A 14,982-nucleotide genomic window follows, 5' to 3' on the forward strand; every position below is an offset into this window, starting at 1 on the left:
TGACCACGAACGAAATGGGCCGCGAGCCGCCGAGGGACCACGCCATGATCCATGATCCTGCCCTGCGCCAGCCCGTCGCATCAGCCCCGCCCGACGCAACGCCGGCGCCGGCGGCCCCGGCGCCCGGGAGCCCGTACGTCGACGGCGGGCTGCGCACCGCCTTCAGCGCGCTGCGGCGTAGCCGCGGCCTGCTGGCGCTTTGGGTGCTGGTCACCTTCGGGCTGGCGATGGCGGCGATCCTCCAGCTCACGCCGCGCTACCGCGCCACGGCGCTGGTGATGCTCGACATGCGCGAGCTGAATCTCGGCGACGTCCGCGGCCCGCTCAGCGGCTCGCTTGCCTCGCTCGACAGCACCATCGTCCGCAGCCAGGTCGAGATGCTGGCGAGCGAGGAGCTGGCGCGGCAGGTGGTCGCCGACCTCGACCTCACCCAGGCGCCAGCCTTCCGCCCCCGCCAGTCGCGGCGGGCGGCGGTGCTGGCCTGGGCGGCCGGGCTGGTGCGCCAGGCCGAGGATGCGCTCCGCATCCCGCCGGATTGGCGCCCGGTCGGCGCCGCGCCGCCCGACCAGCCGTTGACCCGAGCCGAGCGAACCGCCTTCGCGGTGGAGACCTACCGGCGGTCGCTGTCGGTGTTCAACGACGGGCGTTCCTTCGCCATCTCCGTCAGCGTGCAGTCCACCGATCCGGTGCTCGCCGCCCGCATCGCCAACCGCCATGTCGCGCTCTACGTCGAGGAGCAGCGCCGGGCCAAGCGCGAGGCCCTGGTCGCCGCCGGGACCTGGCTGACCGGGGAGGTCGAGGACCAGGCGGCCCGGCTGCGCGAGGCCGAGCATGCGCTGCAGGACTACCGGGAACGCAACAACCTGTTCGCGCCGCGCGGCATCTCGATGGTCGGGCAGGAGCTGTCCGAGGTGAACAACCAGCTCGCCATCGCCCGCGCCGACCTGGCGCAGAAGGAAGCCCGGCTGCGCAGCATCCAACTCGCCCGCCTGCAGTCCGGCGCCAGCGAGGCGGAGCTGGCGGTGACCGGCTCCGACACCATTGCCCGGCTGCGCGATCAGGAAGCCACTGCCCGCCGCCGCTCGATCGAGGCGGGCAGCCGGCTCGGCGACCGCCATCCGGAGGTGGTGGCGGCCCGCGCCGAGGTGCGCGAGGTGCAGGCCAAGATCGCCGAGGAGGTGCAGACGATCCTGCGCGGCCAGGCCAGCGAGGCGGCCATCGGCCGGATCCGGGTGCAGGAGCTGCAGCGCTCGGTCGCCGAGCTTGAGCAGCGGCTGGCGGAGACCGAGCGGGCCGAGACCGGCGCGCGCGACCTGGAACGCGTCGCCAGCGCCACCCGCACCCTCTACGAGAACCTGCTGGTCCGGCAGAAGCAATTCGCGGCACAGGAGGGCATCCAGCGGGCCGATGCGCGGATGGTCTCGCCGGCCGGCGTGCCGTTGCGGCCGACCTTCCCTGACGTACCGCTGTTCCTGGCGGTGGCCTTCCTCGGCTCCTGCGGCTCAGGCATCGGCATCGCCCTGCTGCGCGACCGACTGCGCTCCCGCATCACCTCGCTGGAGGAGGCGAGCGAGGTGGCGAACACGCCCGGCCTCGGCGCCATGCCGCGCATGCCGCTGCGCTCGCCGATGCACCGGCGGGTGGTGGAGAAGCCGAAATCCGCAGCCGCCGAGGCGATCCGCACCCTGCGCAGCGCGCTGGCGCTGCAGCAGCGCGGGCTGGAAGGGCGCGGCCATGGCGCCCGCACCCTGGGGCTGACCTCGGCGTTGCCCGGCGAGGGCAAGACGACCATCTCCGTCGCCCTGGCCCGCAGCATGGCGACCTCCGGCCTCAACGTGCTGCTGATCGACGCCGACCTGCGCAAGCCGAAGGTGGCGCGGCTGATCTGGGGCCGGCCGCCGGTCGAGCCGGGCCTCGCCGCGGCGATCGAGGATGACCTGCCGCTGGATGCCGTGCTGCTGACCGACCATGCGACGCCGCTGCGGGTGGTGCACGCCAACGACCGCCCGCCGGCGGCGCCGCCGCAGGACCTGCTGGCCTCGCCAGTGATGCAGCGGCTGCTCGCCGAGGCGCGCCGGAGCTTCGACTACGTCATCATCGACACGCCTCCGGCCGGGCTGGTGACCGATGCGGCGGTGGTCGGCGGCCAGGTCGAGGGCATGCTGCTGATCGCCCGCTGGGACCGCACCCCGGTGGCGGCGCTGCGGGCCGCGGCGCGGGCGCTGGCGACGGCGCAGGTCCGGGTATTCGGTGTCGCGCTCAACGACGCCGACCCGGACCGGCTACCCGAGTACGGTGGCGGCGCCACCTATGCGATCGGCAGCCGAAAGCGGTACTTCGAGGCATGAGCATGGCGGGACTCGCCGCCACCATGGAGCCCCTGGAAGCTGTGCGGCCCGACCGGGTGCCGCTCAGCGTCGTCATCATGTCGCGTGACGAAGCGATGATGATCGGCCGCTGCATCGGCGCGGTGGCGAGCTGGGTGGACGACGTGGTGGTGCTCGACTCCGGCAGCACCGACGGCACGCGCGAGATTGCCGCCGCTGCCGGCGCCCGGGTCTTCGAGCAGCCCTGGCTCGGCTTCTCGGCGCAGCGCAATCGCGCCGTGGCGCTGGCGCGTCATGACTGGGTGCTCTGCCTCGATGCCGATGAGGTGGTGGATGCGCGCCTGGCCGCGGCGATTCGCGCCGCGATCCTGGCCGGGCCGGACCCGCGCGACGGCTTCGCTCTCGACCGCCGCGACGAGTTCTTCGGCAGGCTGTTTCCCAATCTGAAGAACCGGGCGCGCAGGCGCGCCTTCATCCGGCTGTTCCACCGTGGCCACGGCCGCTGGAACCCCGACCAGCTCATTCATGAGGAGGTCACGGTGCCCGGCCGGTCCATCCCGCTGCCGGGCGTGCTGCTGCATTGGCGCAGCTTCACCATGGCGGAGCAGCTGCACCGCTACCTCGGCAATGCCGAGCTGGAGGTGGCGCAGATGATGGCACGCGGCCAGCGCGGCAGCGTCTGGCGGATGATCCTGCAGCCGCCGCTGCGCTTCCTCTGGTGTTATGTCGCCTGCGGCGGCTGGCGCATGGGCGAGGCCGGGCTGGTCCAAGGGATGATGGTGGCGCATGCCGAGTGGCTGCGCTGGGCGATGCTGTGGGAGCGGCAGAGGATCCGACGCGTCCCGCACCCGCCGCCGGAGCTGGTCGCGGGCAAGGACGGCTGAGCATGGATGGCCGATCTTCGCCCATCAGGGTACGATCCGGCGCGCGGCGCGGCGCGCTATTGTATGGGCTGGCGGCAGCGCTGCTGAGTGTGCTGCTGCGTGGCCGAGGGACCCATGCGCGCTTCCTGCAGGCCCTGTCGATCCAGGTCGCGGTCGTGCTGGTCAACGTCGTCACCGGCCTGCTGGTGGCGCGGCTGCTCGGGCCCGAGGGACGCGGCTCACTGGCGGCCATCGTCTTCTGGCCGCAGTTCCTGGCATCGCTCGCACTCGCTGGCCTGCCCTATTCTGTCATCTTCCACCTCCGGGCCACGCCTGCGGCACGGCGGGAAATCTTCACCGCCGGCCTGGCTCTCGCGGCCGGGCTCGGCTGCCTCGGGATGCTCGCCGGCGCTGTCATCGTTCCCGTGGCGATGTCGCACGGCCACCCGCCGGCGGTGGTGGCCTTCGCACAACTCGGGGTCGCATTCACCATCGTCAACTTGTTGGCGATGCTGCTCAAGAGCAGCCTCTGTGCGCTCGACCGGCAGGGGCTGGCCAACCGGTTCGGTTTCGCCGATCCCGTGCTGTACCTGGTGCTCCTGTTGTTCGCCGCCGCCCTTGTCCCGCTCACGCCGCAGATCGCGGCGGCCTGCCTGTTCGGTGGCGCGGTCGTGACCCTCTGCGTGGTGCTCTACGGGCTTCGGGCCGGGCGGCCCTCGGGGCTCGGCGGACTCCGCCGCTGGCTGGGCCCGATCAGCGGCTATGCGCTGCGGGCCGCGCCCGGAGGGCTGCTGACCAACCTGTCCTATCACCTCGACCGCCTGATCCTGATCGCTCTGATCACCCCGCGCGAGCTCGGCCTGTACGCGATCGCCTTCAGCCTGTCGCGGCTGATGGAGGTGGTGAAGACCACCGTCGCCTCGGTCGGCATGGCCGCCATGGCGGGGCGGACGCCAGCGGAAGCGAAGGCGCTGCACGATCGGGTCCTCCGCTTCGTCCTATATGCCGTCCTTGGCATCGTCGCGGGCGGCTGGGCGCTTGGTGGCCCCGCGATCACCCTGGTCTATGGCCCGGATTTCGCCGCCGCAAACGGCTTCTTTCGCGTGCTGGTCGTGGAAGCGGCGCTCGCCTGCCTGGGGCAGGTTGTCGCGCAGCTCTACTTCAGCCTTGGTCGTCCGAGCCAGGTCTCGATCGCCCAGGCTGTGAGCTTCGTGGTGTCGCTCCTTGCCATGCTGCTTCTGGTGCCGGGTCTCGGGGCGCTTGGGGTGGCCATCGGCCTTACACTCGGCACGCTGCTGCGGCTCTGCATGCTGGTCGCGGGCGTGCGCCTGGTGCTGGGAATGGGCTTGCCACGCCTGGTTCCGGAGCCTGGCGAATTCGGCCTGTTCTGGCGGAACCTGACACGTGCCTGAGCACCATACGTTCCGCGATGGCCAGCCTCGGGCGGCGGCAGCTGCGCCGGTCCGCCACCCAGGATCGGCCATCGACAGCCTGACGCTTCCGGGAACTACGCCGTGCGTGTCGCGGCTCGGCTATGACGCCGTCGCGCTCATGAGCAGGACCGACGGGCACAGGTCGGTGCGCCTGCTGCAGCCAGCCTTCGATGCCAGTACCACGCATTTCGACACTGCGCGCTCCCATGGCTACGGCGAGGCGGAGGTCGCGGTTGGCGATCTGCTCGCAGCGGTCGGGCGGGACCGGGTCGCCGTCGCCACCAAATTTGGCATTCCGGCGCCGCGGCGATCCCCGATGGTGATGGCGGCGAAGGCCGCAGCACGCCTGGTCGCCTTGGCATCCAAGCCTCGGCCGCCTGGTGAACCGCCGCGCACAGGAGATAATCCGCACCGGCACATTCGATGTCGCAAGCGCCATGGCAAGCCTAGAAGCCAGTCTGCGCGCGCTGCGGGTGGACCACGTCGAGCTGCTGCTGTTGCACGAATGCGAGTCGGAGGACATGTCGGACGATATCCTCGCCTTCCTCGACCGCGCCTGGCGTGACGGCAAGATCCCGGCGCACGGCACCGCCACCCGGGCGGTATCGACGCGGGACAGACTGACGCAGCGAAGGGGGGCCGTTCCGGTCGTGCAGGTCGCCGACGGCATCGTCTCGCCGCAGTTGCCGAAGCTGCCGCTCGGCGCCACACCGGCACCGGTCTGGCTGGCTGGCGCATCGGCGGGCGACATCGCGGCCATCGCGGCACCGGCGGGCCGGCGTCCCGAGGCCGCGGCGCCACTCGGGACCATGTGGGGCCAGCCATGACGACGGCCGTCCAGCCCAAGGCCGGCGTTGCCGCCGGCCCGGCATCACGCCTGGCGCCCGGCGCCGATCTCTGGGGTGTCGAGCCCCTGCTTTGCGCCATGGTCGCGCTGGTCCTGCCACTGGTCCTGTACCTGACCGGGCTGTCGGCGCTGAACCGGAGTTTCTACCCCGGCTTGGCCTTCGTCGCGGCCGGCATCCTCCAGGCCCGGCGGTCGCCCTGGTATCTCGGCCTCTGCATCTGGCTGTTTGCCGCCTCGCCGCTGGTCCGCCGGATGACGGATTACGCGCTCGGCTTCGAGCCGGCGAGCACGGTGCTGCTGGCCCCTTACCTGGCCTGCCTCTGGGCCGGGGTGGCCGGGCTTGGCTACTGCCTCGGGCCCCGGCCGCGCTATGCCGGCGCCTTCATGCTCATGCTCGGCTGCATCCTCTTCGGCTTCGGCGTCGCGGTGTTCAGCGGCCGGATGCTCTCCGGTGCGGTGGAGACGCTGAAATGGGCGGTCGGGCCGCTGCTTGCCTTGCATGTCATCGCCCAGCCGGCGCTGCGCCCGGCGTTCCGCCGCGTGGTGGTGCTGGCCTTCGTCGCCGCCGGCCTGGCGATGGCGCTGTACGGCGTCGCGCAATTCCTCCGTCCCACCGTCTGGGACACCGAATGGGTCGCCAACATGCGGCAGATCGGCATGACCTCGGCCGGGACGCCGGAGCCCTTCGGCATCCGGGTCTTCGCCACGATGCATTCGGCGGGCTCACTCGGCGCCTTCCTGATGGCGGCGATGCTGTTCGCCCTGGCACTGCCGGTGACCCTGGCACTGCCCAGCCTGCTGCCGGTCATGCTGACCATCGGGCTGTGCCAGTACCGCGCCATCTGGGCCGGCACGCTGCTCGCCATCGGCTGCGTCGCGCTGGCCGGCCCGGTGCGGGAACGCGGGCGGATCCTGGTCACGGCGGTTGCGGTGGTGCTGTCGTTGGGCGCGCTGAGCACGGTGCCGGAGATCGAGTTCACCCTCGGCGAGCGGCTGCGCTCGCTGACCGAGTTGCGTTCCGACGCCAGCGGCGAGGAGCGGCTGCAGCAATACGAACGCCTGCTCGACCAGAACGACGGGCTGCTGCTGGGCGCCGGCCTCGGCACCGGCGGTGGGTCGCAGGTGGAGGAGGCCGGCGCCGGTCCCGGCTACATCGACGGCGGGCTGCTGATGTCCGTCGTCGCCCTCGGCGTGGTGGCCGCAACCTTCTATTTCGTCGCCCTGGGCCTGGTCGTGCTGCGGGTCTTCGGTCTGGTCCGGCAGCTGCCGGGCGAGGGCTTCCTCTACGCGGCGATCGTGCTCGGCTGGGTGGTCCAGCTGCCTTTCGGCGCGGTGCACATCGGCGAGCAGGGCATTCCGGCCTGGCTCGCCATCGGCTTGGCGTTGGCCGGCGGCCGGCGATCCGGCTGACCGCGCGCCCGGCCACAGGTGGAGGCCAGCAGCGATGCGCAGCGAAGCTCAGGGCTCTGGCCGTGGCTTGCCGACCTCGCGCTGATCGCCGGCTGCGCCACCCTGCTGCGGCTGCCGACGCTGTCGATCAGCACCTTCGACAACGCCGGCACCTGGGACGAGCACGCCTTCATCCTGGCGGCGCGCGATGTGCCGCTGGGACAGTTTCCCTACCTCACCTTCTGGGACCACAAGCCGCCCGGCTCGCCCGATCACCCGCCCCTCATCCAACGGACCAGTCGGTGAGCCGGTCCCCGACATGGTTCAGCCGCCGGCGCCAAGCTCGACCGTGGCCAGGCCATTCGTCGCGTAGTAGGCCCAGCCCACGGTGTTCTGCCGTGGCCCCGCGGCCGGCGCCGGCTCGGCGGTGCCGTCGGGGCCCTTGACCAGCCAGACATCCGCGCGGCCCGGCGGGGAACGCACCGTGAGCGTCGGCCCGGCGGTGGCGGCGACGGCGAGGCCGCCCGGCGGCGCGCCCATGACGCAGACGCCAGCGACCGGCGCCGGACCCGAGGTGCCGCGCCGCACCCGCCCGCCCGGCGCCCATTCCAGCACATCGCCGGGGATGACCGGCGGGGTGTCCTCGGCGACCAGCGCGAAGCGGCCTTCCCAGGCGCCCGGCTCGGCCAGGCGCCAGCCGCGGAAGCTGCTGTCGCGCACCGTGCCGGGGTGCAGCATCGGCCGCTTCTGCTCGGCGCAATTATAGGTCAGATGGGAGGCATGGCCGACGATCTCGCAGCTTTCCGCGGCGGCGATCTTCAGCAACGCCTCATCGCCGGGCAACAGGGCGAAGGGCTCCTTCGGCTGCAGCCAGCGGATGTGCTCGGCGCGGTAGAGGTCCCAGACCGCGGCGCGCGGCGCGCCTTGCCAGCGGCTGTCATCGGACCACTGGAAATAGCAGGTGTCGAAGGTGACCTTGCGCACCAGGGCGCGGCGCGGCTGGTTGGCATCCTGCAGCCAGGCATTGCCGACATACTCGAACATGCAATTCAGGAAGACCGAATTGCTGAGCATGACGTCGTCGTTCCCCGGCGCGCCGCGCGGCCCGGCCTCCTTCATGATCGCATAGGGCGAGCCGCCGATGTAGCAGGAGATCATCGTGCAGCCGCCCATCTGCGCCGCGGGGTGCACCGCGATGGCGGCCATGGCGCAGCCGGAGAACATGCATTTCTCGAACAGCAGATCGCCGTAGAGATGCTCGCTCGGGCGGGGAAAATAGACGGCGTAGTAGTTCTCCCGACTGACCAGATCCTCGAACCGCGAATGGTCGCCGATGATGTTCAGCCCGGCGCGGAACCGGCTGGCGGCGCAGCGGGTCATGCGACGGCGGGCGCCCCAGCCCCAGCCGTCCATCCGGGCCGGCAGCACGCCCGGCGCCGGGGCGACGCGGGCCGGGCCGATCAGGCCGATATCCTGCCAGAGCCCTTCGTACATGCCATCCGCCGCGCGCCGCTGCGGACAGAGCACGGCGCAGCGCTCCTCGCCGAGATCGATCGGCCAGCGGTAGAGGGTGGCGAATTTTCCCTCGCCCAGCCAGTTCACCTCGACCCCGCGCTCGCCGTATTCGCGGCATTCGGGGAAGCTGATCGTGCGGTTGCACAGGTAGGTGCCGGCGGGCGACAGCACGGTGCCGCCGCCCGAGGCCGCGACCAGCGCGATCGCCGCCTGGGTCGCCGCCCAGTCGATCTCGTCGTTCAGGCTCTCGGCCTGGGGGAAGTCCCGCTTCGCGGCGGCGAGGCTGCGGTAGCGCTCGGACAGGGGATGATGCCTTCCGTCGCCGACCGCGCCCAGGTCGCGCACGGAGACGAGGCGTGACCCGCGCAGCGCCGCGACGCTGAGCGGGCGGGTGACGCCGTCGCTGCCGACCCCCGCGAGAACGTCACCGCGATCGACCACCGCCATCGGCTGACGGCGCATTCCGTCATCTGACATGCTGCCGTCCTGTATGCGGGAGCGGACGCTAAGGGAAATGCTGCGGCGTCGCCATCTGCCGGGCCTCGTCCTGCCGGTCACAGCGGCGCGCGCGCCGGCGACGGCGCTTCAGGTGGCGCCCGCGGCGGCGGCCCTGACGCCATGGCTGCGCGCGCTGGCGCGACGGGTCGCGACGCTGTCCGGCGGCGCCTGCACCCTGGTTCCGGGTCCGGGTGGCGCGGTGCTCGGCAGCCTTGGCTTCGGCCCGGTGTCACTGGGTGCGGCGCTGGAGCCCTTCGCCGGCTTCCCCTTCGGCATGGGCGCCGGCGAACTGGCGCATTGGCTTGGCACCGCCGATGGCGCGGCGCTGTGGCGGAGCGGCTTCGCCTTGCGCGGGCTGCATGCCTGGCCTTGCGCCATTATCGCGTTCCCCGGCCTCGTGGAGGGCGGATGCGCCCCGGAGGGCAGCGCGGAACTCGGCGGCCTGCGGCTGGAATGCCGCGGCGATGGCGTGCTTGGCCTCGGGCTGCGCGACTGCGGCGCCGTGCCGGTGGCAGGTGGCGGCGCGGCGCGGCTGGCAATGCCGCCCGGCGGGGCTGGCTGGCGGCTCTGCCCGCCATTCGGCACGGTCCTCGAACTCGCCCTGCCCGCCGCCGCCATCGCGGAGCTCGAACCGCACGTCCTGGCGGTGCTCCGGCGAGCCTCAGCCGATACGCTCGCGGCATCGATGCGCGCACCGCTTCCGACGTCCGGCTCGCTGCCAGCCGCGGCGGCGATCCTCGCCGGCCGGATGGCGGCCCGGCTGGGCGATTGCCTCGGCGCGCCCGAGGCGGTGGAGCTGCGGGTTGCCGAACGATACGCCGCCGCGCGGCTGGCGGCGATGCGGGCAGGCGCCTGGGGCTGAGTTCGGCCGCTGCCAAGCCGCATGAGCGGCGACCATCCTTCTGGCATACGGGGCGAGCAAGGACAACTTGGGGTTGCCTGTGAACTTTAGATTTTGCATATTGTCTGCATTACACAGAAACGTGAGTGCATCTGTATGGCAGCTACTCCGGTCGCAATGCGCACCGCCAACTTCCTCGACACCATTGGCGTGAACACCCACATCAATTGGCAGGACAGCGGCAGCGCCTATGCCAACCAGGAGACCATCAAGGAGGCGATCGAGTATCTCGGGGTCGGCTACGTTCGTGACGGCGTACCCTATGAGGGCTGGACGCTGCCGTTCTACCAGGAGCTTGCCAACGCCGGAGTGAAGTTCAACCTGCTGACCATGGCGACAGCCTTCAACGAGACCGGCAGCTTCGAGACGGACCTAGACCGCATCAGCGCCCTGGCCGAGATCTCGCCGGGCAGCGTCGCCTCGATCGAGGGGCTGAACGAGATCAATACCTGGACCGTCGACTACAAGGGTCAGAACACCGGCAGCAACCTGGCGCTGGGCCGCGAGGTGCAGGCGCTGCTCTACAGCCAGGTCCAGGCCGACGCCGCGCTGGCCTCCATTCCCGTGCTGAACCTCACCGTCGGCGGCCTCACGGCGCAGCAGGCCTCGGTCATGGGCGACATGAGTGAACTGGCGGATTACGGCACCTGGCACACCTATTTCGGCAATGGCGACCAGCCCCTGGCCAACATCACCTCCGGCATCGCCGCGGCCAGGCTGCTCAACCCCGCGGATGCGGTGCAGATCACCGAAACCAATTACTACACCGCGGTCGATTCGATGGAGTGGGGCGGCGGCGGCGTCACCGAGGAGGTGCAGGCGAAGTTCGACCTTAACCTGCTGCTGGATGCGGCCAAGGGCGGCGTCGCCCGCACCTACCTGTATGAGCTGCTGGACAACGGGTTGAGCCCGACGACGACGATCGAGGGCAGCCTTGGCCTGTTCCACAGCGACGGCACGCCCAAGCAGGCGGCGACGGCGATTCACAACCTCGGCGTCATCCTGGAAGACAGCGCGGCGAATGCCAGCAGCTTCACCACCAGCGCGCTCGATGTCTCGGTGGACGGGCTGTCCGACACCGGCCGGACCCTGCTGATGCAGAAGGCGGACGGCAGCTACAGCCTGGCGATTTGGGCCGAGCCGGACATCTGGAACGAGCAGAGCCGCACCGCCATCAGCGCCCCGACCCAGTCGGTGACCATCACCCTCGGCACCGCGGCCGGGACGATCACGGTGTATGATCCGCTGACCGGGACCTCGGCGATTGCCAGCGCGAAGGATGCCGACAGCATCACCGTCGAGGTCACCGACCATCCGCTGATCATCGACATCGCCGGCCCGTCGACGGCGCCCGTTGCCGAGTCTCCGGCCGAGGAGGAGCCGCCGGTCGCCCAGCCACCGGCCACCCAGCCGCCCGTCGTGGATGCCGGCGGCACGGTCATCGGCACCGGCAGCGACACGCTCGTGCTGAAGATCTCGCAGGATGCCTGGCAGGGCGATGCGCAATACACCGTCAGCGTCGATGGCGAGCAGCTCGGCGGCACCCTGACCGCCAGGGCGCTGTCCGGCTCGGGCGAGTCGGATACGGTCACGCTGCAGGGCGACTGGGGGCTCGGCGGCCACGAGGTGTCGGTGAGCTTCATCAACGACGCCTGGGGCGGCAGCAGCAGCACCGACCGCGACCTGCATGTCGACAGCGTGACCTACAACGGCGTCGCCGCCGGCCGGGCGACCACGCTCTACGGCAATGGCGCCGCCCACTTCACGGTCAAGGATGCGACCGGCCCCGATGCCGCCGGCTCCGACGCGACCATCGGCAGCGGAACCGACAGCATCGTGCTGAAGATCGCACAGGATGCCTATGATGGTGACGCGCAGTACGTCATCCTGGTCGATGGGGAGCAGGTCGGCGGCACGCTGACGGCGGGTGCGAGCCATGCCCTCGGCGAGCATGACACGCTGACGGTCAAGGGCAGCTGGGCCGCCGGCGACCACAGGCTGTCGGTGAAGTTCCTCAACGACGCCTATGACGGCACCCCCGAGACCGACCGCAACCTCTACGTCGAAGGCATCACCTACGACGGCAAGGCGGTGGCCGGCGGCACCGCGACGCTGCTGGGTGCGGGCACCGTCAACTTCACCCTCACCGACCTCACCGCACCGGCGGATAGCTGGGTGCTGTGATGGCCATGGACCGGTTCACCGACCGGTCCAGGCCCGCGCCCGCGGCCCAGCGCTGACCGCGCCGGGCCGTGCCGAGGCGGGGATCGCGGGGACGCGGGCAGGCGCACCAGGGCTTCCGCTGCGCGCCATCCGCGGCCATGCTGCGCGCCAGGAAACAGCCAGGCGCGAGACTCATGGGCGAAAGCAATACCAAGATCGCGGCCGACATCCTGCTGGGTGTCCGCCAGGGCAAGCCGAAGGTCGCCGGCCTCGGCGCCGCCGCCCCGGCCAATGAGGCCGAAGCCTTTGCCATCCAGCGTGCGGTGCTGGCGGCGATCGGTGGTCGCATCGGCGGCTACAAATGCGCCGCTCCGCCGGGCAAGCCAACCTCCGCCGCCCTGCTGAACGCGGCCGGGCTGCGCAGCGCGCCGACCGCCTGGCCGGTGCCGGCGGGCGAGAAGATCGGCATCGAGACCGAGATCGCCTTCCGTCTGGGGCAAGACCTGCCGGCGCGCGGCACGCCCTACACGCGGGAGGAGGTGCTGGATGCCGTCGCCGGTGCCTTCCCGGCGGTGGAGCTGGTCTCCAGCCGCTACCTTGATCCGTCCAAGGTCTCGCTCATGGAAGCGATGGCCGACAACATTGCCCATGCCGGGCTGGTGGTCGGTGCCGACGTGCCGGGCTGGCGCGGCATGGACCTGCCGGGGCTGACGGTGCGGCAGAGCTGCGGCGGCGTGGTGCAGGTGGAGAAGGTTGGCGGCAATCCCTCGGGCGACCCGGTGACGCCGCTGGTCTGGCTGGCGAATTTCCTGCCGAGCGTCGGGCTGAAGCTGGAAGCCGGCCAGGTGGTGACCACCGGCAGTTGCACCGGGCTCATCTGGGTGGAGGGCAGGCAGCGCGTCGTCGGCGGCTTCCAGGGCTTCGGCGAGGTGGTGATCGAGCTGGAGTGACCCGCGCCGCGCCGAAGCCGCCGGCGCGGCGCCTTCCTCTGGCGCTGCTGGCGACGCTGGTCCTCAACCTGCCGCTCGGCACGGTCTATGCGTTCAGCGTGCTGCTGCGGCCGCTGGAGGCCACGCTGGCGGTCAGCCGGGCGGAGCTCTCCTTCGTCTTCGGCCTGGCGCTGGTGTGCTTCACCCTCGGGATGAACCTTGCGCCGCTGCTGTACCGGCTGGCACCGGCCTGGGCGCTGGTCGGCGGCGCCGCGGCGCTGGCCGCCGGCGGCATGGGGCTCGCGGCCGCGGCAACGGGCCTCGGGCAATTGGCCATCGGCTACGGCCTCGGCTTCGGCCTCGGCGGCGGGGCCGCCTATGTGCTGCTGCTGCAGGGCGTGAATCTGTTGCTGCGCGAGCGGCAGGGGCTGGTGAACGGCTTCATCGTCAGCCTCTACCCGGCAGGTGCCATGCTGGGGGCGCCGCTGCTTGGCTGGTCGATCGGCCAATGGGGTCTGCGGCCGACGCTGGCCGGGTTGGCGACGACCCTGGCGATGGCCGGGCTGGCGGCGGCGCTGCTGGCCCGGGCCGCGGCGATGACCGTGGTCGCACCGGCGGGCGGCACGACCGTGCCACCACAGCGCCATGCCGGGATCTTCGCCCGGCTCTGGGCGGTGTTCTTCCTGGCCGCCGCCGCCGGGCTGACGGTGATCGGCCAGGCCGCCGGCATCGTCGCGGCTTATGGCGGCGGCAGCGGCCTCGCGCTGTTCGCCGCCACCGCCATCACCGGCTGCATCGCCGTGGCGCGGCTCGGCGGCGGCTGGCTGGCCGACCGCACCACCGTGCCGGCGGTGATGGCCGGCGCGCATGCGCTGGCGCTGCTGGGCGACCTGCTGCTGCTGGGCTTTCCCGGCCCGCTGATGGCAGTGGCGACGCTGATCATGATCGGCACCGGCTATGGCATCGTCAGCGGCAGCACCGCCGCGGCGATCGGCACCTATTGGGGTGCGGCGCATTATGGCCGCATCGCCGCGCGGCTCTACATCGCCTGGTGCGTCGCGGCGGTGACCTTGCCGATCGTCGCCGGGCGCATCTTCGATCTCAGCGGCGGTTATGCCGGGGCGATCATGCTGGCCATGGCGGGCAACGCGCTCGGCATACTGGTCGCCGCCACCCTGCCGCGACGCAGCGTTGCGCCGGTGCAGGCCCGCTCGTAGGGCGGATCGCGGAAGGGTATGAATTCGCTCCACAAACAAGAAATGCAGCGGATTGCGGTCAGACATGAATGAAATCCGCTGTAGCCTGCCATCAAACACAGGAGGGAACAGGATGCGGTTCCAGGATCAGGCGGTGCTGGTCACCGGCGGCGGCAGCGGGATCGGCCAGCAGGTCTGCTACGCCGCGGCGCGGGAGGGCGCGCGGGTCGCGGTCGGCGACCTCGACCTGGAGCACGCCGAGACAACGGCCGCCAGCATCCGCGAACGCGGCGGCGAGGCGCTGGCGCTGCGTCTCGATGTCGCCGACCCGGCTTCGGTGACCGGGTTCGTGGCGGCGGCGGAGGCCGCGCTCGGCCGGCTCGACGTGCTGGTGAATTCCGCCGGCATCCGCGAGGTCGTTCCCGTATTGGAACTTTCCTTCGAGGATTGGCAGCGGGTGATCGGGGTGAACCTTTCTGGCACCTTCCTGCCGAGCCAGGCCTTCGCCCGGCGGCTGGTGGCGCTGGGCCGGTCAGGGCGGATCGTCAACCTGGCCTCCACCCTCGGTCTGATGGCGGCGCCGCAGCGGGCAGCCTATGTCGCCTCCAAGCATGGCGTGGTCGGGCTGACCAAGCAGATGGCGATGGAGTTCGGCGGCCTTGGCATCCGGGTGAATGCGGTGGCGCCTGGCGTAGTCCGCACGCCGCTGACCGAACGCTATTTCCAGGACCCGGAGATGACGGAGACGATCCGCGGCATCCACGCCCTCGGCCGCTGGGCGGAGCCGGCGGAGATCGCCACCGCCATCCTGTTCCTCGCCGCCGAGGAGAACGGCTTCATCACCGGCACGGTACTGACGGTGGACGGCGGCTGGACCGCCGGCAAACGGATGTGACGGCCGCCGGGCCGGGCCCCTGCCCG

12 protein-coding genes and 1 pseudogene are annotated in these 14,982 nt (G+C 71.3%); 12 read left to right on the top strand and 1 reads right to left on the bottom strand.

What is annotated here, in order from left to right; translation table 11 throughout:
* The first annotated feature begins 44 nt into the window (after positions 1-44).
* The 7 genes and pseudogenes from H7965_RS13245 (at position 45) to H7965_RS13270 (ending at position 7,165) form a co-directional block, all read left to right on the top strand.
* Positions 45-2,348, top strand: a complete 2,304-nt coding sequence (locus tag H7965_RS13245) for a GumC family protein (RefSeq protein WP_186771058.1) — start codon at positions 45-47, stop codon at positions 2,346-2,348.
* A gap of 2 nt (positions 2,349-2,350) precedes the next feature.
* Complete coding sequence (locus H7965_RS13250; RefSeq protein WP_186771059.1) at positions 2,351-3,211, top strand: glycosyltransferase family 2 protein; 861 nt, start codon at positions 2,351-2,353, stop codon at positions 3,209-3,211.
* A 2-nt stretch (positions 3,212-3,213) separates the two neighbouring features.
* Positions 3,214-4,602 carry a lipopolysaccharide biosynthesis protein gene (locus H7965_RS13255; protein WP_186771060.1) on the top strand — a complete coding sequence of 463 codons (1,389 nt, stop codon included), beginning with the start codon at positions 3,214-3,216 and terminating at the stop codon, positions 4,600-4,602.
* A gap of 139 nt (positions 4,603-4,741) precedes the next feature.
* Positions 4,742-4,915 (top strand): annotated as a pseudogene (locus tag H7965_RS31950) (aldo/keto reductase); the annotation flags it as partial.
* A gap of 88 nt (positions 4,916-5,003) precedes the next feature.
* Complete coding sequence (locus H7965_RS30880) at positions 5,004-5,450, top strand: aldo/keto reductase (protein WP_268239717.1); 447 nt, start codon at positions 5,004-5,006, stop codon at positions 5,448-5,450.
* Positions 5,447-6,880: a hypothetical protein gene (locus H7965_RS13265; protein WP_186771062.1), complete on the top strand. Its 1,434-nt coding sequence runs from the start codon at positions 5,447-5,449 to the stop codon at positions 6,878-6,880. The genes H7965_RS30880 and H7965_RS13265 overlap by 4 nt, the downstream gene beginning before the upstream one ends.
* Before the next feature lie 18 nt (positions 6,881-6,898).
* On the top strand, positions 6,899-7,165 hold the full coding sequence (locus tag H7965_RS13270) for a hypothetical protein (RefSeq protein ID WP_186771063.1): 267 nt from the start codon (positions 6,899-6,901) through the stop codon (positions 7,163-7,165).
* 18 nt (positions 7,166-7,183) lie between these two features.
* Here the strand turns inward: H7965_RS13270 and H7965_RS13275 are convergent, their stop codons facing one another.
* The gene (locus H7965_RS13275; RefSeq protein ID WP_186771064.1) at positions 7,184-8,851 is read right to left on the bottom strand and encodes a hypothetical protein; all 1,668 of its coding nucleotides are present in this window, start codon (positions 8,849-8,851) and stop codon (positions 7,184-7,186) included.
* Between the two features lie 37 nt (positions 8,852-8,888).
* On the opposite strand from H7965_RS13275, the gene H7965_RS13280 reads away from it, so the two are divergent.
* From H7965_RS13280 to H7965_RS13300, 5 genes are all read left to right on the top strand, one after another.
* Positions 8,889-9,734, top strand: coding sequence for a type 2 periplasmic-binding domain-containing protein (locus tag H7965_RS13280; protein ID WP_186771065.1), 846 nt, complete (start codon positions 8,889-8,891; stop codon positions 9,732-9,734).
* A gap of 135 nt (positions 9,735-9,869) precedes the next feature.
* Positions 9,870-11,957: a carbohydrate-binding domain-containing protein gene (locus H7965_RS13285; RefSeq protein WP_186771066.1), complete on the top strand. Its 2,088-nt coding sequence runs from the start codon at positions 9,870-9,872 to the stop codon at positions 11,955-11,957.
* 173 nt (positions 11,958-12,130) lie between these two features.
* On the top strand, positions 12,131-12,886 hold the full coding sequence (locus tag H7965_RS13290; RefSeq protein ID WP_186771067.1) for a 2-keto-4-pentenoate hydratase: 756 nt from the start codon (positions 12,131-12,133) through the stop codon (positions 12,884-12,886).
* Positions 12,883-14,082 (top strand): MFS transporter, encoded by a 1,200-nt coding sequence (locus H7965_RS13295; protein WP_186771068.1) that lies wholly within the window; start codon positions 12,883-12,885, stop codon positions 14,080-14,082. The genes H7965_RS13290 and H7965_RS13295 overlap by 4 nt, the downstream gene beginning before the upstream one ends.
* Positions 14,083-14,194: 112 nt before the next feature.
* Positions 14,195-14,956 carry an SDR family NAD(P)-dependent oxidoreductase gene (locus tag H7965_RS13300; protein ID WP_186771069.1) on the top strand — a complete coding sequence of 254 codons (762 nt, stop codon included), beginning with the start codon at positions 14,195-14,197 and terminating at the stop codon, positions 14,954-14,956.
* Positions 14,957-14,982 lie beyond the last annotated feature (26 nt).

Origin of the sequence: Siccirubricoccus deserti (assembly GCF_014283215.1) — a bacterium.
GTDB classification, from domain to species: Bacteria; Pseudomonadota; Alphaproteobacteria; order Acetobacterales; family Acetobacteraceae; genus Siccirubricoccus; species Siccirubricoccus deserti.

What these genes read in the sequence shown, in the direction of transcription:
- H7965_RS13255 (WP_186771060.1), top strand. Translation starts at nt 3,214, where the DNA reads ATGGATGGCCGATCTTCGCCCATCAGGGTACGATCCGGCGCGCGGCGC.
- H7965_RS13285 (WP_186771066.1), top strand. Translation starts at nt 9,870, where the DNA reads ATGGCAGCTACTCCGGTCGCAATGCGCACCGCCAACTTCCTCGACACC.
- H7965_RS13245 (WP_186771058.1), top strand. Translation starts at nt 45, where the DNA reads ATGATCCATGATCCTGCCCTGCGCCAGCCCGTCGCATCAGCCCCGCCC.
- H7965_RS13280 (WP_186771065.1), top strand. Translation starts at nt 8,889, where the DNA reads ATGCTGCGGCGTCGCCATCTGCCGGGCCTCGTCCTGCCGGTCACAGCG.
- H7965_RS13290 (WP_186771067.1), top strand. Translation starts at nt 12,131, where the DNA reads ATGGGCGAAAGCAATACCAAGATCGCGGCCGACATCCTGCTGGGTGTC.
- H7965_RS13300 (WP_186771069.1), top strand. Translation starts at nt 14,195, where the DNA reads ATGCGGTTCCAGGATCAGGCGGTGCTGGTCACCGGCGGCGGCAGCGGG.
- H7965_RS13275 (WP_186771064.1), bottom strand. Translation starts at nt 8,851, where the DNA reads ATGTCAGATGACGGAATGCGCCGTCAGCCGATGGCGGTGGTCGATCGC.
- H7965_RS13250 (WP_186771059.1), top strand. Translation starts at nt 2,351, where the DNA reads ATGGCGGGACTCGCCGCCACCATGGAGCCCCTGGAAGCTGTGCGGCCC.
- H7965_RS13265 (WP_186771062.1), top strand. Translation starts at nt 5,447, where the DNA reads ATGACGACGGCCGTCCAGCCCAAGGCCGGCGTTGCCGCCGGCCCGGCA.